Source organism: Agromyces sp. NPDC055520, from assembly GCF_053619715.1.
This window is the reverse complement of the sequence record NZ_JBSHJY010000001.1, coordinates 66,936-86,439: the sequence shown is the minus strand read 5'-3', so window position 1 is coordinate 86,439 and position 19,504 is coordinate 66,936. Positions and strand designations below refer to the sequence as shown.

Genomic DNA, 19,504 nt, shown 5'->3' with positions numbered 1-19,504 from the left:
TTGCGCGAAGGGGTCAGCCCCACGCGCCGGAAATACTGCTGTAGAAGTTGTCGGGACCTTGGAACCGCACCCTCACCTCGTCGTGCTCTCCGACCGTGCCGAGCATGCTGTACGTCTGAGCACTCCCGCTCGTGCTGAGGCTCATCCCGGTCGGTGAAAGGCTGCGCCAGCTGCTCTGCCCGGCGTCGCGGTACTCGACCGTGACGGTGTACGAGCCGCCCTTCAGGTAGGCGTAGTCGAACGCCACGAGGTAGCAGCCGCTCGAACACGTTCCCGTGCTCGCGTAGTCGCCGCGTTTGGGCGTCGCCGACGGCGACGGCGGCGGCGCATTGCTGACGCCGAAGGTCGTGCTCCCTATGGGGCCGACCGACTGACTGCCGACGTTCTTCGCGCGCACCTGCACGGTGTGCGTGCCCGCGCCGAGTCCGCTGAAGGACTTCGACTCACCGCTCTGCCAGCCCGACCAGCCTCCGTTGTCGAGCTGCGTCTGGTACTGCACCGCCCCGCCGCCCGTATCGGATGGAGCGTTCCATGTGACGGTGACGGTGGCGGGCGCATAGCCGATCGCACCATGGCCGACGGCGCGAGGCACGGTCGGAGTGCCGTAGGGCGTCACGCTCCGCGACCCCGATGCGTCGGAGGTGCCCTTCGCATTGACAGCCCGAACCGTGAACGCGTATGCGGTGCCGTTCGCGAGCCCGCCGATCGACTGAGCCGTGCCGGCCGCGCTCGCGTCGAAGTTCCAGGGTCCGCCCGCAGCAGGGGTCGCCGAGACCACGTACCCGGTGATCGGCGAGTTGTTGGTCGCGTTGGCCTTCCACGTCAGCTTGATCTTGGTGTCGCCGCTTTCGATGTTCGTGATCGTCGGCGCATCCGGTCGGTCGCGAACGATCACGGTCGCGCGGCCCTGCACCTCGCGCGTCGGGTCCTTCGTGCCGTCTTGTACGCGGTAGACGACGCTGAGCTCACCGGTGAACGACGGCCCGGTCTTGACCGTGATGTCGGTCGCCGTGAAGGTGACGCTCGCCGTGGAGCCGACCGACTCCTGATCGATCTCCGCTGCGATGATGCGCAGCGGTGTGTCTTCGGCCGCGAACGGGTTGATGTCGTTGGCGAGCACATCGATCGTCTCCGACTTCGCGGGTTCCATCTCGATCGGCCCGTCGTCGCGCGGCACGGCCTTGGGGCGCGACGAGGTGACGACCTCGACGTCGATCGAGCCGGGCACCGAGAACTCCTTGTAATCGACCGTGAAGTTCAGCGTCGTCTTCGTGCCGGGCTGCACGCCGAGCGGCGAGCCCACCGTGAGCGTCGAGCCGCTGATGCCGGCGGTGATGTCGGCGTTCTGGCCCTGCAGGCCGTTGTAGCTCAGCTCTTGCAGGATCTTGTCGCTCGGGTGCCCGCTCGACTGGCGCAGGTCGATCTCCTGCGGCTTCTCGCCGGCCTCGATCTTGACGGTGCGCGGAGTGAAGGTGGGCGGCACGTCTTCGAAGTTCGGGTCGCCGACCGTGACGGGAATCGTGAGGAAGGCCTTCTTGCCCTTGGGGTCGGTCGCACTCTCGCCGTCGGTGACCTCGAACGTGACGGTCGCCTGCCCGCGATAGTCCTTCGCGGGCTTGTACGTGAGCGTCGAGGCATCCGTCATCGGCGACGAGCCATCGCTGTTCGACGCGGTCGCCGAGAGGATGCGCGCGGGCTTGCCCGACGGCACGATCACGATGTCGCCGGCCTTCCACGAGATCGTGCCGTTCATGCGCACGATCTGCGGGCCGATCTCGGCGAGGTACGGCGGCGGGAAGGTCGGCTCCTCGTCCTTCTTCTTCTCGTCGTTCGCGTCGATCTTCGGCGGCACGATGACGAAGGCCATCGCCGAGAGCTCGTCGACCTCGTTCGTGAGCCGGTAGGCGATCGCCTGCCGCTTCGACGTCGGCTTCACCTTGACGGTGCCATCGGTCATCACCTCGGCGTTCTCGGCGTTCGGCCCCTCGACGGACACGACGAGGTCTTCGACCAGACCACCCGGGTTCTGCGCGTCTTTCAGTGGGTCGACCGTGACCGAGTTCTTGTCGGCGACCTGCTTCGGTTCGACGACCTGGTCGTGCGCCGTCGGCGGTTCGATCTTCGCGTCTTCGGCGACGAGCACCTGGATGAATGCGCCGTCGGCGCCGCCGTGCCCATTGGTGATCTCGTACCGCACCGAGTTGCCGCCCTCGGACTCGGGCGCCTCGACGAGCACGCGGTTGTTCTTCACGCTCGCGGTGAGGCCCTCGCCGACCTCGGGCAACTTCTTCTGCACCTTGATCGGGTAGCCGCTCGGGTCGGAGTCGTTGGCGAGCACGTCGATCGCAGCCCGGCGGCCGGGTCGGAGTTCGACGATGTCGTCGACCGCGTTCGGCGGCAGGGTCTCTGCCGGGCGCGGAATCACGCCGATACGGATGGTGCCGGTGGCCGTCTTGCCCGCCGTGTCGGCGACTTCGTAGGTGAACGACTCGGTGCCGGCCGACCCCGCATGCGCCTCGTAGTCGATGTACGTGCTGCCGGTCTCGACGACGCGTCCGAGCGAGGGCGGTGTCGTGATGCCCACGAGGGTGACGGAGTCGCCGTCGGGATCGATGCCGTCGAGCGGCACATCGATCTTGACGGCGGTGCCCTCGAACGTGCGCGAGGTGAGCGGCAGCGGCAGCGGTGCCCGGTTGCCCTTCGTGTCGGGGCCGACGACCGTGAAGCGCACGGTCGCCGTCGCCGTCTGCTCGTAGTCGTCGAGCACGCGATAGCCGACCGTGTACACGCCGGGGGTCTCGGGTGCCTGGTAGCGCACCGTCTCGCCTGCGACGAACACGAGGCCGCCGGCGGCCGAGGTGTCGGCGAGCTCGCGGTCGAGCGTGAGCGGCGCGGCATCGGGGTGGTAGTCGTTCTCGAGCACCGAGACCGTCGAGATGTCGCCGGCGCGTACCGTGATCGCATCGTCGACCGCGACCGGCGGCTGGTGCTTGACGAGCGGCGGCACGGGCACCACGGTCACGGTGGTCGTCGAACTCGCGATGCCGTCTGAGACGGTGTACGCGAACTGCAACTGCTCGGTGAGCGCTTCGGACGCGGTGATGCGCGTCACGGTGTTGTTCAGCACCTCGACCGAGAGCAGATCGCCGGATGCCTCGGTGTCGACTGTCTGCACGGCGAGTACCCGACCGCTCGGCGAGACGTCGTTGGTCAACACCGGCAACGTGGTCGGCTCGCCCGGGCGCAGGTAGGCCGTGTCCTTCACGGCGATCGGCGGCGGCGACTCGCCGGGCACCTCTTTCACATCGACGCGCACGAGGCCGACGCTCGTCTCGGCGCCCGCTCCCAGGTTGTAGATGAAGATGTGGCTGCCGACCTGGCTCGAATTGAACGAGATCACGCCGCGCTCGGGGTTCGGGGTCACGCTCGCCCCCGACATGGTGGCTTCGACGCCGAGCAGCGCGAGCGGCTCGCCCGACGGGCTGAGGTCGTTGACGAGCGGCTGGATGAGCACGGTCTCGCCCGCGAACACCTCGGCGAAGTCGGGCGTGCCGACGGGGTTCAGCGCGCCCGGCTCCTTGACGTCGACCGTGAGCACACCGGCCGACGAGACGATGCCGTCGGAGACGACGTACTGCACTTCTTTGACACCGAGCTCGCCGGTCTTGTGCTCGAAGGTGACGAAGCCGTCGGGTGCGAAGCGCACCGAGTCGCCGCTCGTCGGCGAGGCGCTCACGAGGAACACGTCGTCGCCGTCGGGGTCGATCCAGTCGGCGAGCACGTTGTAACCCATCGACTTGCCCTGTTCGACGCTGATCGCGCCCTCGCGAATCGCGATGGGCGGATTGTTCTCGGCCATCGGGCGGATCGTCAGGTCGACGTGCGCCTGCGCGACGCCGAGGCGCCCGTCGTCGGCGGTGTACTGGAACGAGACGGTGCCCGCGGCTCCGGGAGCCGGGGTGAATTGCAGAGCGCGGCCGCCGTCGATGACCTCGAGCCGGCCCGACTGCTCGGCGATCTCGCTGATGTTCGTGGCGGTGAGCACGTCGCCGTCGGGGTCGGTGTCGTTCTCGAGGATCTCGAGCACGGTGGTGCGACCCGGCCGCACACCGAAGGTGTCGTCGCGCGCGGTCGGCGGCCGGTTGACCTCGCTGCGTTCGGCGAGCGTGTCTTCGAAGGTCTGCTGCGAGGCCTTCTCGTCGCCCTCTTCGGCGTCGGTCTCGTCGGGCGGCGTCACCTCGTCCCAGTTGTCGACGAGCCGCAGGTTCGAGTCGACGAGCCAGACGTTGCCGTTCGACAGGTTGTTGAGCGCGATGACGCTGCGGTTGACCCGGAACTCGAGGCGCGAGCCCGTCGTGACCTGCTCGATCGTGTGCGCGGCGGGCTTCTGCCCATCGCACGCGCTGAGATAGCGACCGGCTCCGGCCCACGCGCCGTGCGCGCAGCCGTCGAGCCAGACCGGGCTCGCCACCGCGTCGGCGGTCGTGGGGGCGGTGATGTCGGCCGGGACGACCTCGACGTCGCCCCCGGCGAGCGGCACCCGCAGCAGCGCATCGCCGGTCGCGAGCAGCACCGAATCGTTCTCGGCGCCGACCTGCTGGATCTTCAGCGCGGTCTCTTCGAGCTTCGTCGAGGTGCCGTCGACGATGACGGCGTTGCGCTCGGTGTCGAGCACCACGGGCTCGTCGCCGACGATCGAGAGCTGGTGGTCGGTGATGGCGGGCAGCTCGCTCGACTCGGGCTCTGCGCCCGGCGAGGCGATGCGCACGAGCTCGTCGTCTTGGGCGGAGCTCGCATAGACGACGCCCTCTTTCGACACGGCAACGTGCGCGTCTGCGCCGAGCCGGGCGATCGGCTTCGTGTCGGCGGGATTCAGCTGCAGCTCGCCGGCCGCGTCGGTCACCCAGAGCTCGCCCTTCGGCGAGAGGATCGCGAGCGTCTCGCCGCCGTGCGCGACCTCGGACCCGGGAGGGGCTGCGACACCCTGCCCCAGGGTCGTGAATGCCGGGTCGATGCGCTCAATCGAGCCGAGGCTCTCGTCGTAGAGGAACACGTCGTCGCCGTCTTGCAGCACGTCGAACGAGTTCGACGCCGTGTTGACCGCCGCGTCGAGCTCTTCGATCTGCCGGTTGAGACGACCGGCGAGCAGCTCTTTGCCGTTGGTCACCCAGACCTCGCGGGCCGACAGGTCGACGTCGGTGACGGGGAACCCCTGGTGGATCACGGCGAAGGTGAGCGGCACGCCGGCGAGCAGGGCGATCGCGACGGTGGATGCCGCCGCCTTGCGCGCTCGCACCCACGACGTGAAGGTACCCACTCGGTCACTCCCCTGATCTCATCACACATGAATGGCGCCGAGCCCCACCCCACACCGGGGTACACGGTAACACGATCGTCGCGACTCTTCACATGGGCAGAACTGCCCTGCGCGGCGGAGGTCAGGCGTCGGTCGGCCGACCCGATTCGCGGTCGCCGGCGTCGAGCAGCGGCAGGTCGTCGGTGGTCACGAGGCGCGTCGCGACCGCGTATTCCACGAGTCGCGCACGTCGGTTCGTCGCGAGCTTGCCGCGGCCGCCGCGCAGGCCGTCGACGCCGATGCGGTCGAGCTTCTCGCACACGTTGTCGAGTTTGCGGTTGAAGGTCGTCATGCTCCAGCCGAGACGGGCGGCGGCCTCGGCCGAGCTCGGAACCAGCGCCCGGCCGCCCGCCGGCTGCGCGAGCACGTTCTCGGCGAGGGCGACGACGAGCAGTCGCTGGCTGGAGGTGAGCGTCACGGGCAGGATCGTCGTGCCGCCGTCGGTCGGCGCCGCGGTGAGCGAGGTGTTGTAGAAGTCCTCTTCGGCGTGCACCGTGAAGTCGTACGTCGTCGCACCGGCGCTGAACATGACGTGCACGGTCTGGAAGACCAGCGGGATCTTGGCGCCCGGCGCGAGCCAGGCCTGCACGCTGCCGGTCGCGTCCGAGATCGTCGCCGAGAGGATCTGCCCGACGTTGGAGAGCCACCACAGGCCGAACTCCGACGAGAGCGTGAGGAACGTGCGGTGCAGGTACGGGTTGTCGTCGATCGTGAGGTCGGACTCGCGACCGATCGTGAACGGCTCGCCGACCTCGACCGTGTACGCCTCGCCGCAGTACTCGACGCGCAGCGGCCTCACGGTGTGCACCCCGTCATCGCCTCTGAAACCTTGCTGCCGCGCTGCACCTGCACGTCGATGCACGTGCTCGCCCCGGCCGGCCTGCCCTCGACGACGATCTCGGGCCCCTCGGCGACATGCGGATCACCGGACCCGTCCGACAGCTCCCACCGGTAGCGGTCGTCGGCCTCTGCATCGCTGTGCGACACCTCGAAGGTCACGGTGCCGTCGGCGCCGGCGACCCCGGTCGAGACGACGGCGGTCGGAACGGCCTGCGGCACGACCGCATTCTCGCCGCCCGGCTGCACGGTCTCGGCCACGGGCGGCTGCGACACCGTGCCCGACATCGCGATCGCGATGCCGATCACGGCGGCGACCGCGACGCCGGCGACGATGCCCACGACGAGTCCCAGCCGGTTGCGACGCGGTGCGATGGATGTCGCGGGCGCAGGTGCACCCGCTCCGCTCGGGCCGACCTGGCCGGGGGAACCGACGGCGCCGATCGGGCCGGCGGGGCGCACGACGGTCGCATCCGAGATCGACTGGCCTGCGGCCGACGGGCGTGCGGCCGCGGCATCCTGTGCGGTGCCGACGGCGGGCCGTCGCACGATCGTGCCGTCGTCGACGACCGCACCGCCGATGGAGGGGGTGGGAGCCTGCGCCTGGATCTGCTGCGGCGAACGCGCCCGCGTTGCGTCGTCGTCGCTCGACGACGTGCGCGACGCCTGCGGGATCTGCGGCGCCTGGGCTTCGACCGTGCGCACCGATCGGGCCCGTGTCGCATCGGCGTCGTCGGGCTCGGCCTCTTCGCGGGCGCTCGCGAGGTTCGGCACCTCGATGTTCGTCGCCGCGTAGCCGAGCTCGAGCTCGACCCGCTGCAGCGCCCGCGCGAACTCGACGGCGCTCGGGTAGCGATCGTCGCGTCGGCCGGCCATGCCCTTCGCCAGCACGGCGATGAGGCTTCGGGGTACATCCGGCCGGTCCATCGGCGTGATCGCGCCGCGCTCGATGCGGCCGATGAGGTCGAGCGACCCGTTCGACCGACCGGGGATCTCGAACGGCGTGCGGCCCGCGATGAGCGTGTGCACGGTGGCCGCGAGTGAGAACACGTCGCTTCGGGTGTCGGGGCGGGGGTCGTCTTCGAACATCTCGGGCGGCGACCAGGGCACGCTCATGCCGACCGCCGACTGCCCCGAACCGGTCGCGGATGCGAGGTCGCCGGCGGTCATGGTGTGCACGGGCAGTTCGCCCTCGAGGTTCGACGAGATGCCGAAGTCGGTGAGCGCCGGCCAGCCGTAGTCGTTCGTGAGCACGTTGGCGGGCTTGATGTCGCGGTGCAGGATGCCGGCGCCGTGCGCCGTGGCGATGGCGCCGGCGAGCCGCACCCCCGTGCGCAAGGCATCTTCGACCCCGAACGGCTGACGCTTGTAGCGCTCGGCGAGGCTCGGCCCCGAGCAGTACTCCATGACGAAGTACGGCCGGCCGTCGGCGGAGACGTCGGCGTGGAAGATCGTGACGATGAACGGATGCGCCGAGAGCTGCGCCATCAGGTTGGCCTCGGCGACGAACTGGGCCTTGGTGTCGCGACCGAGACCTTCGGCGAGCAGCACCTTCACCGCGACCTTGCGACGGGGCAGCTTCTGCTCGTAGAGGAAGACGTCGGCGAACCCGCCCGAGCCGAGCAGACCGTGCGGGGCGTAGCCCGGCAGTTCGGGCGGAGTGGACGGGGCCCGTCTCATCAGCCGTCCACCACCTGGATGGTCCAGCCGCCGCCGAGGTCGACGACGGTGCCCGTGAGCACGGGGGTCGGCTCGCCCGACCGCAGTTTGACGGGGGCCTTGCCGGGCGCCACGACGTGCGTGCCGTTGCGCGAGTGCAGGTCGGTGATCACGACGGTGTCGCCCTCGAGCGCGAGGCGCACGTGGCTGCGCGAGATGTCGGGATCGCCGAGGCCGATCGTGATGAGTCGGGGAATGCGCCCGCCCGACACCTTGCTGACGCTCGGCGCGCGCCCGAGCACGACCTCGTGGCCGATCGCCTCGAGGGTGCCGTCGGGCATCCTGATGCTGGCCGGTGCCGCCGGGTCTGTCGGGGCCGGGGCCGCCTGGCCCACGGCCGGGGCCGCGTTCTCGCCGCGGGCGGCGCGCTCTTCCCGAAGTCGCTTGATGTCGATGCTCGCGACCGTCATTCCGTCGTGGTCGCCGTCGACGGGCGCGGGCGTGGGCGCCGCCTGCGGCGGGCCGGCGGGCAGGCCGTTGGCGAAGGCCGACGGCCCGGCGATCGTCTCCTCGTCGGGGACCATCGTGAGCTCGGCCGGCACGGCGATCTGATCTGCGGGGCGCTCGGCCCGCACCGGGGCGTGCGGCGGCGCCGGCGCCGCGGGCCGCACGGCCGCGACCGCTTCGACCCCGTCGGACACGAGCGATCGCACCGGAACGACGGCTTCGACGACGGGCAACGGCAACGCCGAGGCATCCGCACCGCCGTCGACGACGACCTCGATCGACGCGGCCCCGTCGAGCACCCGCTCGACCCAGGTCGAGACGCCCGCGTCGTGGATCTCATCGGATGCGGAGCGCACGGTGATCGGGCCGCGCACGACGACGCGTGCGGTACCCGCAGCCTCGTCGCGCACCACGAGCGCGAACGGTGGCGTCGCGGCGAGCCCTTGCGCGGTGAGGCGATCGAGCACGATCGGCGTCGGGTCGGCGCCGTCGAGATCGGGCCAGAGCGCCGCGAGCCGATCGGCGGCCGCGGTCGGCACGACGAGGATCACACTTCCGCGGACGGCCGCGAACCAGGCGGCCTCGGGGTCATGCCGATACGTCGCCATCTTCGCCTCCCTGCGTGCGAGGGCGCGTCTCCTCGACCGCCCTCGACAGCCTGCCGCGCCGATCGCGCGTCGTCTCGTCTTCTTCGTCGTCGTCGGCGCCGAGCACGGACTCGACGACGATCGCGGTCACGTTGTCACGACCGCCGTGCGCGAGCGCCGCGTCGATGAGCTCCCCGGCGAGTCCGGCGGCGTGGCCGGTGTCGCCCGCGAGGATCTGCGCGATCGAACGGTCGTCGACCTCTTTCGTGAGGCCGTCGCTGCAGATGAGGAACACCTGGCGCCCGGCCGCCGGAATCAGCCAGACATCGGGGTCGACGAACTCGTCGGCACCGAGCGCCCGGGTGATGACGTTGCGTTCGGGGTGGCGCTCGGCGTCTTCGGCGTGGATGAGGCCCGCATCGATCAGTTCTTGCACTGCGGAGTGATCGACGCTCAACTGCTCGAGGCTCCTGCCGTCCCACACGTACACGCGCGAGTCGCCGATGTTGAAGACCATCCAGTGGAATCCGGCGCCGTCGCCCGCATCGACCAGGGCGACGCCCGACAGCGTCGTTCCCGCGACCGCGGTGCCCTCTTCGCCCTCTTCGCTCAGCGCGCGCACCGACTCGTTCGAGCTGTGGATCGCGTCGAGCACCTGTTCGGGCGACGAGGGCGAGCCGAATTCGACGTGGCGCGAGAAGGTCTCGATCACGGCGCGACTCGCCGCGTCGCCGCGGGCGTGACCGCCCATGCCGTCGGCGACGAGATAGACGGGCGCCTCGGCGAGGAACGAATCCTCGTTGACACTGCGCACCCGACCGACGTCGGTTCGCGCACTGTGCGCGATGAGCGCGGCGCCTCGCGTCAGGGCGACGACGCCCTCGCCATCACCTGACACGGTTCTCCTCGGATCGAGTGGGAAGAGTGGCGACCGCAACGGTGCATCCGGCGCCGAGCCTCCACGCTAGCAACTCCGAGGCCCTCTCGATGACGCCGACGGAGCGGAGTCGCCGATCGAGTCGCTCACTGCGCCGCGGGCTCGGCCCCCTCGAGGGCCGCGAGCCCCTGCGCGATCTCGTCGAGTGCGGGCCGGCTCACGAGCCCGAAGGCGAGGTTCGCGACCTGCACGAGGCTGAGCTCGAGCGCCTCGGGCGGCAGCGGCCCGTCGACGATCGGCCCGAGTACCCCCCGCACGACCCTCTTGGCCGGAGCGTAGGCGAGCAACTCGGCGATCGGCGTGTTCACCGAGTACCGGGAGACCTCGAAGTCGCCGCCGTCGATCGGGCCGGAGCGCGCCGACACCAGCTGCGGCCAGTGCGCCTCGACGAGGAGGTGCTCAGCTCCGACCTCCCCCTCGGTCGGGAGTCCGAGGCGGGCGAACTGCTCCGGCGGGGCATCCGCCTCGCGCATCAGCCGCGTCATGAGCCGCGCCATCCGCAATTCGAGGTCGGCATCGCGCAGCGGATGCTCCTGACCCGGGTCGGTCGCCAGGTCGAAGAGCATCGTGCCGAACGCGTGCGGATCGGCGTAGGCGTAGCCCGGCACGCGGAGCACCGGCATGCCCTTCGTGAACGGCAGTGGCGGAACGAGTTCAGCCTCGCGCAGCACCTCGACAGGCATGCGCCCGCGCATGAAGGTCGGCATCAGCGTGTACTCCGCGAGCGGCGCGTTGCCGGCGTGCACCGGAGCCCGCAGGTACGCGTACCGGCCGTCGGTGACGTTCACGTGACCGCCGAAGATGCCGAAGAGCGCACCCTCGCGGTGCTCGGCGTCGCTCGCGATCGCATCGGCGAGCGGGGCACCCTGCATGTCGGCGCTCGGCTCGACGCCGAAGTACTCGAGCATCGTGGGACCGAGGTCGATCATCTGCACGAGCGCGTCGCGGCGCTCACCCTGCACACCCGAACGCGGATCCCAGATGAAGAGCGGCGTGTGGATCGTCTCTTCGTAGTAGGGCGGCACGTTCTTGCCGAGCCAGTCGTGCTCGCCGAGCAGCAGCCCGTGATCGGTGCAGACGACGAGCATCGTGTCGCCCCAGAGATCATGCCGGTCGAAGGCATCGAGCACTCGGCCGAGCGACTCGTCGCACATCGACAGCAGGGCGCTGTAGCGGGCGCGCAAGTGCGCGAGCTCTTCGTCGCTCTCGCTGCGCGGTGCGTAGTCGGGCCAGTCGTACTCGGGCCCGTCGTACGCGCTGTCGTAGAGGCGGTGGAAGCGCTCGCCGCTGAAGAACGGCTCGTGCGGGTCGAACGTCTCGATCTGCAGGAACCAGTCGTCGTCGTTCGCATTCGTCTCGATGAACTCGAGGCCCGCGTCGAAGGTGCGCCGCTGCGGGTGGTCGGCCTCGTCGCGGAGATGCTGGCGGTTCACCTGGTCCTGCCGGCGCAGGGCGTGGTTCGACGCGAACGGCCGGATGCCGGAGAGGTCGGGATCGGCGACCTGGCCCTTCCATTCGTCGCCCTCCTGCCCGCGGAAGAACTCGAAGGTGCGGAATCGCGGATGGTAGGTGGCACCGCCGTCGAGCCAGTAGTGCTGGTGATCGGTGACGAGGTGCGTCGTCACCCCGTGCTCGCCGAGCATCTCTGGCACCGAGTCGTCGAACGGCTCGAGCGGGCCCCACCCGCGGTGCAGGAAGTTCAGGCGCCCGGTGTGCATCTCGCGGCGGGTCGGCATGCACGGCATGCTGCCGCCGTAGGAGCGGTCGAACGTCACGGCGTGCCTCGCGAGCCGTTCGAACTGCGGCGCGTGCACGTCACGGGCGCCGTAGGGCGGCAGGAACTGCCGGTTCAGGGTGTCGAACATGACCACGACGAGCTTCATCGCACGCTCCGTACTCGGTAGATGAGAATGCCGCCGAGCAGCATGATGACCGCGGCGACGGCGTAGAGCTCGCGGTAGCCGGCGACGCTCAGCACGAGCCAGGCCACGAGCGGCGCGATCGGCAGGTGCTGCGCGGCGTTGATGAGGCCGAGGTCGCGGGCCCGGTTCGTGCGGTCGGGCAGCACATCGGTGACGAGCGCCTGGTCGACGGAGAGGAACACGCCGTAGCCGAGCCCGAGCAGCACGGCGGCGACGAGCGCCGCGTCCCACGTCGGCACGACCGCGAGCACGAGCGCCGCGACCGCCTGCAGTGCGGCGGCGACGAGCACGAACATGCGGCGGGCACGGAGTCGGTCGGAGAGCAGTCCTCCGAGCCATCCGGCGAGTCCGCACGCGACGAGGTAGACGAGGATCAGCACGAGCATGCCGGAGTCGGGGTCGTCGACCTTCAGCACATCGGAGAGGAAGAAGAGCAGGTACGTCGTGCCGACGAGGTTGCCGGCGTTCACGAGCACGCGCGACGTCATCGCCCAGTAGTAGTCGTGGTTCGGCCCGAGCGGCGGGATGCGCAGCGCGGCCGAGAAGGGCTTCGGGCCGGCATTCGTCGGCGGTTCCGGGTCGCGCGAGCCGAGCAGGAACGGCACGGCGCAGACGAGTGCGAGCAGGCCGATGATCGCCCAGCTGCCGCCGACGTCGGGCACGAGCATCGTGACGACGACCATGCCGATCGCGAGCGCGAGCACCTGCGGCACCCCCATCGCGGCCGACGCCCGGCCACGCTGGAACCGCGGCACCTGGTCGGCGATCACGGCCGAGAGCGCGACGAGCACGGCGGCCTGACCGAGGGAGACCAGCGCCATGAGCACCGCGATCGCCACCGGCTCCTGCTGCAGGCCGACGAGGGCGAACGAGACGCCGGCGAGGAGGAATCCACCGAGGATCCAGGCTCGGCGGCGCCAGCCGCTGAGCCGGGTGCGGTCGCTCAGCACGCCGAGCACCGGCACCGAGATGAGGATCACGACGGAGGCCTCGCCGATGAGGAACGACGTCAGCGCGACCTTGTCATCGGGGGCGACGACGGCCGCGAGCTTGGCCGTCATGAACTGCCCGGGCAGCATGATGAGCAGCCACAGGCCGAACCACGCGAGACCGAAGCGGATGAGCCATCCGAGCGAGACCCTCGACGGCACTTGGCCGGGATTGTCGGGTTCGGTTCGGGAGTTGAGGGAGTCGGGCTCGGGCGCCCGGTCGACGTTGACCATGCAACGAAGTATGAAGTGGGTCGAGCGTCCGAGTCAAACGCCCCAGTTCGATCGGGCCCCGCCCACTCGCCCGAGACGTCGGTTCAGCGACCGGTCGGCCGGCTCAATCCTCGGTGAAGTGCGGCACCTCGTCCATGAGCTTGCGCCCGCGCGACTTCGCGTCGACACGTGCCTTGACGAGGCTCGCGACGGTCGCGACGGCCATCGCGCCGAGGATCACGCCGAGCGACATCCAGGTGGAGATCTCGGGCGCCCACTCGATCGGCTCGCCGCCGTTGATGAACGGCAGCTCGTTGACGTGCATCGCGTGCAGCACGAGCTTCACGCCGATGAAGGCGAGGATGAAGGCGATGCCGTACTTGAGGTACTCAAGGCGCTCGAGCAGGCCGCCGAGCAGGAAGTACAGCTGGCGCAGGCCCATGAGCGCGAACACGTTGGCGGTGAACACGATGAACGCGCTCTGCGTGATGCCGAAGATCGCCGGGATCGAGTCGAGCGCGAACAGCAGGTCGGTCGTGCCGATCGCGACGAAGACGATGAGCATCGGGGTGAAGAAGCGCTTGCCGTCGATCACGGTGCGGAGCTTCACCCCGTCGTACTCGTCGGTGAGGGCGACGCGGCGGCGCAGGATCCGCACGACGAAGGTGTCGCTGTCGTCGTCTTCGTCGTGACCGCGCACCTGCTGGATCGCGGTCCAGACGAGCCAGGCGCCGAAGATGTAGAAGATCCACGAGAAGTTCTCGATGAGCGAGGCGCCGGCGAGGATGAAGATGCCACGCAGGACGAGCGCGATGATGATGCCCACCATGAGCACCTCCTGCTGCAGCTTCCTCGGCACCGCGAACCTCGCCATGATGATGACGAACACGAACAGGTTGTCGATCGAGAGGCTGTACTCGGTCAGCCAACCCGCGAGGAACTGCCCGGCGAACTCGCCGCCGGCGAAGACGTACATGAGCCCCGCGAAGACCAGGGCGAGGCCGACGTAGAAGGCGACCCACAACGTCGATTCCTTGATCGACGGCACGTGCGGTCGCTTCAAGACCAGCAGCAGATCGGCGATGAGGATCAGGGTGAGGACGACGAGGGATCCGACTTCGAACCAGATGGGGAGATCGAGCAACGTGGGGCCTTTCGGAGGGTGCGGGGACGGCTGGATCCGAAAGTCTCTCCCCCTGCTGGATTCACAGGCCACACGACCGGAGCGGCGACGACGGCGCTCGTATTGACGATCGTGGGTCGAGGCCGAGCCTCGTGGGATACTCCCCTTCGCTCTGGCGAGTCTAGTCGAAGCCGACGCCCCGCCGTCCGCGGGTTCTCGGGTTCGAGCACTCAGCCCGAGGATCAGGGTGCCCGGCACGGCATCGCACCAGCTGGGAACGCAGAAAGCCCTCGCGAATGCGAGGGCTTTCAGTGGTTGTCGTCTGTGTCACGAACGTGACCCCAGCGGGATTTGAACCCGCGCTGCCGCCGTGAGAGGGCGGTGTCCTAGGCCGCTAAACGATGGGGCCGAATCGACAACTTGAAGAGTATGACACAGCTGCATGGCCGCCGCAAAATCGAGGCCGCCGCAGCATCCACTCGTCTGCGGCAGCCTCGGTCACGGCTGCGACGCCCCTGACCGCACCGCGCTCTCAGCAGAACACCGACAGCGCCCCGGGAACGATCGTGACGTCGATCGGCAGCTGCCCGATGCGCTCGCCGTCGGCGTAGGCGACGATGTCGTCGGCCTCGATGCGCACCTCGCGCCCGGTGAGGAACTCCACCGCGGGATGGTCGGTGTGACGGCCTGCGAACACCTTCGGGAAGACGGCGACGAGCCGGGCCCGCGAGAGCGGGTGCACGATGAAGACGTCGAACAACCCGTCGGTGAGATCAGCGTGCGGCGCGATGCGCATGCCGCCGCCGAGCGACGAGTTGTTGGCCACCGAGACGAGCATCGCCCGCTGTTCGCGCCGCACGCCGTCGACGGTGATCGTATAGCTGCGAGGGCGGAAGGTGACGAGTTCGCGCACCATCGCGAGCGTGTACCTGCTCGGCCCCTTGGGCCGGGTCATGCCGTTCGCACGCTCGTTGACGACGGCGTCGAAGCCCGTCGACACGACGGAGGCGAACCAGGTGCGCAACTCGCCGTGCCGGACCAGTCCGGCATCGATGGCGGTCGGCGTACGGCGCAACGCCTCGACGAGCGCCTCGGTCGCCGCTGCGGGATCGTCGTAGGGCAGTCCGAGGCCGCGCGCGAGATCGTTGCCCGTGCCCGCCGCGACGATGCCGAGCGGCACGCCGGTGCCCGCGACCAGGTTCACGCCGAGCGAGACCATGCCGTCGCCGCCGACGACGATCACGCCGTCGGTGCCGTGCGCGAACGCCGATTCGGCCTCACGCCGCAGCAATTCGAAGTTCGCCTCGCGGAGGACCGAGACCTCGTACCCCTCGCGCACCAGCCGCTCCGCGACCGTGGGGCCGACGGCGCGATTGCGCCCGAACGACGCCGCCGGGTTGATCGCGACGAGGAGTCGCCTGGGAGTGCTGGGCATGCAGCGATTCTGGCAGGCGGCGGGCCTTGCGCGCCGACCGTCGACGGGTGTTTGCTCGAACCATGCGCCTCACCAAACTCGAACACGCCGCGCTCGTCGTCGAGGAATCGGGCGAGGCGCTCATCGTCGACCCCGGCAAGTTCACGAGGCCGGTGCCCGCCTCGGCGGCCGTCGTCGCCGTCGTCGTCACGCACCGGCACGACGACCACTGGACGCCCGAGCAACTCGCCCGCATCGTCGCGGCGAGCCCCGAGGTGCGCATCTTCGGACCCGCCGGGGTGACGGCGGCGGCTGCCGACGCCGGCTTCGTCGTGGAGACCGTCGAGGCGGGTGACACCGTCGAGGTCGGCGCCTTTCGGCTGCGGTTCTTCGGCGGTCGGCACGCCGTGATCCACCCGTCGATCCCCGTGATCGACAACCTGGGGGTGCTCGTGAACGACGCGCTCTACTACGGCGGCGACTCGTTCACGGTGCCCGGCGTGCCCGTCGAGGTGCTCGCGGCGCCGGCGGCGGCCCCCTGGATGAAGATCAGCGAAGCGATGGACTACGCCGTCGAGGTCGCGCCGCGCCGGGCGTTCCCGACGCACGAGATGCTGCTGTCCGCGGCGGGCAAAGCGCTCTCGAATGCCCGGCTCGCCTGGGCCACCGAGCAGGGCGGCGGCGAGTACGTGCCGCTCGAGCCGGGCGAGTCGATCGAGATCTGAGCGCCGGTCGCAGCCGCTGAGACGGCCGCATCGCATTCAGGCGACGGATGACTCGGGGCCCTCGACCCTCACGAGGAACGTCTGCGCGCGCGGCGCGGCGAGCGGCGTCATGCGCACCTCGACCCTGAGCCGGCCCGTGGCGCCCGGCAGGAACCACACGAGGTGGTCGGGCGAGTCGCAGACCGCGTCGACGGCGGTCTCACTCTCCGCGGTGCGACCACCGATCGCCGCCCATGCCGCTTCGACGGCGGCACGGCGTTCGGCGTACGGCACATCGAGCGCGACATTCGATGCGAGCACGTCGTCCGCCGCGGCATCCGACCATTCGTTCACGAGCGCACTGAGGGCGACGGATGCCTCGAGCGTCTCGGGCCACGGCACCGGCACGGGAACGACCGCACCGACGCGGGCAGCGGCCTCGAGCACGAGGGCAAGCGCCTGCTCGGCCCCCTGCGAGACCCTCGCCTGGGTCGCGTTCTCGAAGGCGACGACGCCGAGCCCCGAGGCCGGGTGCCAACGCATGTGCGCACTGAAGCCCGGGTAGCCGCCCGAGTGCGAGGCGACCGGGCCGAACCGCTCGTCGAGCTCGACGAAGAGGCCGAAGCCGTAGCCATACACGAGCGGCACCGGCGCGAGCTGCGTACCGGGCACGAGCGGCGGGCTGTGACGTTTCGCGGCGACGCGCATGAGCTGCTGCATCTCGCGCCGGCTCGCCGCGCTCAACGGGCCGCGCTCGTCGCCGCTCGAGGCCGCCGCGAACCACCTCGCCCATTCGGCGAGGCTCGTGGCCGAGGCGAAGAGTCCGCCGATGGCCGAGAACACGCCTGGGCCGGTGAACGGGAGTGCGAGCCATCCGTCATCGCCCGCTCTTCGGTGACCGATCGCGACCGGCACGCCGTCACGCGCCGGGCGCTCGAACTGCACGTCGAGTCCCAGCGGTTCGACGAGCTCGCGCACAACGAAGTCGATGAACGCCTCGCCTGAGACCCGCTCGACGACCTGGCCGAGCACGGCATAGCCGAGGTTCGAGTACTCGAGCGCGGTGCCGGGCACGGTGACGCAGCGGATGCCCGCGGCGAGCGTGGCGCTGAACTCCTCGCGCGTCATCGACTCTTCACGGTCGGCCCAGGGGTCGTCGGTGGGCAGGCCTCCCGACATCGTCATGAGCATGCGCACCGTCGGCTCGGCGTCGACACCGCCGGGCACTTCGGGTGCGAACTCGGGCACGAACGCGCGCGCCGGCGCGTCGAGGTCGAGCAGGCCGCGATCGCGGAGCAGCAGCAGGGCGGCCGCGGTGAAGCTCTTCGTGCAGCTCGCGATGCGGAAGAGCGTGTCGGGGCCGGGTGCGGAGGTCGGCCCGTTGCTCGACCCACCGAGCGACACGAACCCGGCGCCGCCGCTCGCGACGACGCCATCGCGATCGAAGACGGCCCAACTGCCGCCCGGCGCCGTGCCTGCGGCGATGCGTTCGGTGAAGACGGTCTCGACGGCGTGCAGGGTCTCGGCGGCGACGGTCATGCGGCCAGCGTACAAGCGGCGCCTCGCGGTCGGATGTCGCGGGCGGCCGTCACCTCGGCCGTGACCGCAGCTGTGGTTCTCCGACAACGGCGAAGCGCCGCCGTGCACATCCATTGGCGATTCGCACACAAGTTCGGCCGCGTACGTTGACGAAACCTCAGCCGCTGATACGTTCAGGGCACTTCGGGGCTCACAGCTCCCGTTGCGCCCCATGCGCCCGGCCCACCCTCGCCGAGCGCGGGCTGCGGCCCGGCACCGGTCGCGAATCCTGCTCCCCCATCTCGGCACGCACTGACGCGCGCCCGCACAACTGGAGTCTCAATGACGAGAATCGAACCCGCCTCAGAGCACCGGCACGGCGCCGGCCTCAAGATCGCCGTCATCGTGCTCGCGCTCGCGCTCGCGACGATGACGACCCTCTTCCTGCTGACGACGAGCAAGCTCGCGGGCGGCTCGGCCGAACTCGCGGCGGGAGCCGCGCAGACGAACGAGGGGTCGCAACAGGTGGCCGACGGTGCGGGCGCGCTCGCGGCCGGCGGCACGAAGCTCAGCGACGGCGCTGCCGATGCCGCGACGGGCGCGACGAAGCTCGAGACCGGAGCGGCGTCGGCGTCGGCCGGCGCCGAGCAGGTGCGGGCCGGAGCCGACGCCGCAGCGCTCGGCGCCGCCTCGCTCGCCGAAGGCGCGTCTGCGACCGCGGCGGGCGCCGACTCGCTGAGCACGGGCGCGGGCAAGTCGGCCGACGGTGCGGCGCAACTCGCGGACGGGGCAGGTCGACTCGCGACCGGCGCGCAGCAGCTCGCCGACGGCGCCGTGAAGGCGGACGACCAGATCATCGCCCTGCGCGGCGGCATCGGACGCGTCGATGCGGGCATCACCGAGTTCAAGGACGGCGCGCAACTCTACCTGAAGACCGAATCGGACGAGATGGCGGGCGGTCTCGCGCTACTCGACTCGACGCTCGCGAGCCTCAAGGAGGACCTCGATCTGACCAACCCCGAGAACGCGGCTCGATACACCCTGCTGGAGGGCATCACGACGCAGCTCAAGAGCGGCGTCGGCGCGATGCAGGCCACGGCGCCCGCAGTGCTCGACGGTGGATTCGCCAAGCTCAGGACGGGCCTCGGGCTCGTCGACGCCGGCCTCGTGAAATTCGACGCCGAAGGCACATCGGTGCTCGTGGCCAAGAGCGGCGAACTCGCGGCAGGCGCCGCGAACCTCGCGGCGAAGAGCGGCGAGCTGAGCTCCGGCGCGGCGCAGGTCTCGGCCGGTGCGAGCTCGCTCGTCGACGGCACCTTCCGGCTCGCCGCGGGTGCCGACGGTCTCTCGCTCGGAACGAACACGCTGAGCACCGGGGCGACGAACCTCGCGACGGGCGCGAAGACCCTCTCGACCGGCGCCTCGGCGCTCGCCGACGGCACGAGCGAACTCGCCGACGGCTCCGCGGCGCTTGCGAGCGGGGCATCCGACCTCGCCGCCGGCAGCACCGAATTGAGTGACGGCACCGCGCTCGTCGCCGAGGGCAGCGCGACGCTCGCGAACGGCGCCGCCGGCGTCTCCCCCGCGACCATCGTGCCGTGGCTGCTCGTCGTGCTCGGCATCGGCGCCGCCGCGATCGCGGCGTGGGTCGCGCACCGAGTGCGGTTCGCCCGGCGCGAGTCGGTCGCAGCCTGAAGTGCAACCGGGTGTGCCGCGCGATCAGCCCGTGAATGGGCCG

General features: G+C 70.2%; 12 protein-coding genes and 1 tRNA gene. 2 read left to right on the top strand and 11 right to left on the bottom strand.

Going from position 1 to position 19,504, the window contains the following annotated elements:
* Window positions 1–13 precede the first annotated feature (13 nt).
* From ACWGST_RS00375 to ACWGST_RS00330, 10 genes are all read right to left on the bottom strand, one after another.
* The gene (locus ACWGST_RS00375; protein ID WP_452044663.1) at window positions 14–5,317 is read right to left on the bottom strand and encodes an Ig-like domain-containing protein; all 5,304 of its coding nucleotides are present in this window, start codon (window positions 5,315–5,317) and stop codon (window positions 14–16) included.
* A 121-nt stretch (window positions 5,318–5,438) separates the two neighbouring features.
* Complete coding sequence (locus tag ACWGST_RS00370) at window positions 5,439–6,155, bottom strand: hypothetical protein (RefSeq protein ID WP_452044889.1); 717 nt, start codon at window positions 6,153–6,155, stop codon at window positions 5,439–5,441.
* Window positions 6,152–7,873: a serine/threonine-protein kinase gene (locus tag ACWGST_RS00365; RefSeq protein ID WP_452044662.1), complete on the bottom strand. Its 1,722-nt coding sequence runs from the start codon at window positions 7,871–7,873 to the stop codon at window positions 6,152–6,154. Before ACWGST_RS00365 ends, ACWGST_RS00370 begins: the two co-directional genes overlap by 4 nt.
* On the bottom strand, window positions 7,873–8,967 hold the full coding sequence (locus ACWGST_RS00360; protein WP_452044661.1) for an FHA domain-containing protein: 1,095 nt from the start codon (window positions 8,965–8,967) through the stop codon (window positions 7,873–7,875). The genes ACWGST_RS00365 and ACWGST_RS00360 overlap by 1 nt, the downstream gene beginning before the upstream one ends.
* Complete coding sequence (locus ACWGST_RS00355; RefSeq protein WP_452044660.1) at window positions 8,948–9,844, bottom strand: PP2C family protein-serine/threonine phosphatase; 897 nt, start codon at window positions 9,842–9,844, stop codon at window positions 8,948–8,950. The genes ACWGST_RS00360 and ACWGST_RS00355 overlap by 20 nt, the downstream gene beginning before the upstream one ends.
* Before the next feature lie 125 nt (window positions 9,845–9,969).
* Window positions 9,970–11,766, bottom strand: coding sequence for a sulfatase (locus ACWGST_RS00350; RefSeq protein WP_452044659.1), 1,797 nt, complete (start codon window positions 11,764–11,766; stop codon window positions 9,970–9,972).
* Window positions 11,763–13,028 (bottom strand): MFS transporter, encoded by a 1,266-nt coding sequence (locus tag ACWGST_RS00345; protein ID WP_452044658.1) that lies wholly within the window; start codon window positions 13,026–13,028, stop codon window positions 11,763–11,765. The genes ACWGST_RS00350 and ACWGST_RS00345 overlap by 4 nt, the downstream gene beginning before the upstream one ends.
* Window positions 13,029–13,131: 103 nt before the next feature.
* Entirely contained in the window at window positions 13,132–14,151 is a 1,020-nt protein-coding gene (locus ACWGST_RS00340; protein ID WP_452044657.1) for a TerC family protein, read from the bottom strand.
* Window positions 14,152–14,466: 315 nt separating this feature from the next.
* A tRNA-Glu gene (locus tag ACWGST_RS00335) sits at window positions 14,467–14,539 on the bottom strand.
* Between the two features lie 123 nt (window positions 14,540–14,662).
* On the bottom strand, window positions 14,663–15,565 hold the full coding sequence (locus ACWGST_RS00330) for a diacylglycerol/lipid kinase family protein (protein WP_452044656.1): 903 nt from the start codon (window positions 15,563–15,565) through the stop codon (window positions 14,663–14,665).
* 62 nt (window positions 15,566–15,627) lie between these two features.
* On the opposite strand from ACWGST_RS00330, the gene ACWGST_RS00325 reads away from it, so the two are divergent.
* On the top strand, window positions 15,628–16,269 hold the full coding sequence (locus tag ACWGST_RS00325) for an MBL fold metallo-hydrolase (protein ID WP_452044655.1): 642 nt from the start codon (window positions 15,628–15,630) through the stop codon (window positions 16,267–16,269).
* Between the two features lie 36 nt (window positions 16,270–16,305).
* Here ACWGST_RS00325 and ACWGST_RS00320 read toward each other — a convergent pair whose 3' ends face one another.
* Window positions 16,306–17,787, bottom strand: coding sequence for a serine hydrolase domain-containing protein (locus ACWGST_RS00320; protein WP_452044654.1), 1,482 nt, complete (start codon window positions 17,785–17,787; stop codon window positions 16,306–16,308).
* Window positions 17,788–18,108: 321 nt separating this feature from the next.
* Here ACWGST_RS00320 and ACWGST_RS00315 point away from each other — a divergent pair, with 321 nt between their 5' ends.
* Window positions 18,109–19,461 carry a hypothetical protein gene (locus tag ACWGST_RS00315; protein ID WP_452044653.1) on the top strand — a complete coding sequence of 451 codons (1,353 nt, stop codon included), beginning with the start codon at window positions 18,109–18,111 and terminating at the stop codon, window positions 19,459–19,461.
* Window positions 19,462–19,504 lie beyond the last annotated feature (43 nt).

Bases quoted from the DNA above. Each gene is read 5' to 3' on its own strand.
- ACWGST_RS00345 (WP_452044658.1), bottom strand. From the start codon at position 13,028: ATGGTCAACGTCGACCGGGCGCCCGAGCCCGACTCCCTCAACTCCCGA.
- ACWGST_RS00320 (WP_452044654.1), bottom strand. From the start codon at position 17,787: ATGACCGTCGCCGCCGAGACCCTGCACGCCGTCGAGACCGTCTTCACC.
- ACWGST_RS00365 (WP_452044662.1), bottom strand. From the start codon at position 7,873: ATGAGACGGGCCCCGTCCACTCCGCCCGAACTGCCGGGCTACGCCCCG.
- ACWGST_RS00315 (WP_452044653.1), top strand. From the start codon at position 18,109: ATGACGAGAATCGAACCCGCCTCAGAGCACCGGCACGGCGCCGGCCTC.
- ACWGST_RS00360 (WP_452044661.1), bottom strand. From the start codon at position 8,967: ATGGCGACGTATCGGCATGACCCCGAGGCCGCCTGGTTCGCGGCCGTC.
- ACWGST_RS00330 (WP_452044656.1), bottom strand. From the start codon at position 15,565: ATGCCCAGCACTCCCAGGCGACTCCTCGTCGCGATCAACCCGGCGGCG.
- ACWGST_RS00350 (WP_452044659.1), bottom strand. From the start codon at position 11,766: ATGAAGCTCGTCGTGGTCATGTTCGACACCCTGAACCGGCAGTTCCTG.
- ACWGST_RS00325 (WP_452044655.1), top strand. From the start codon at position 15,628: ATGCGCCTCACCAAACTCGAACACGCCGCGCTCGTCGTCGAGGAATCG.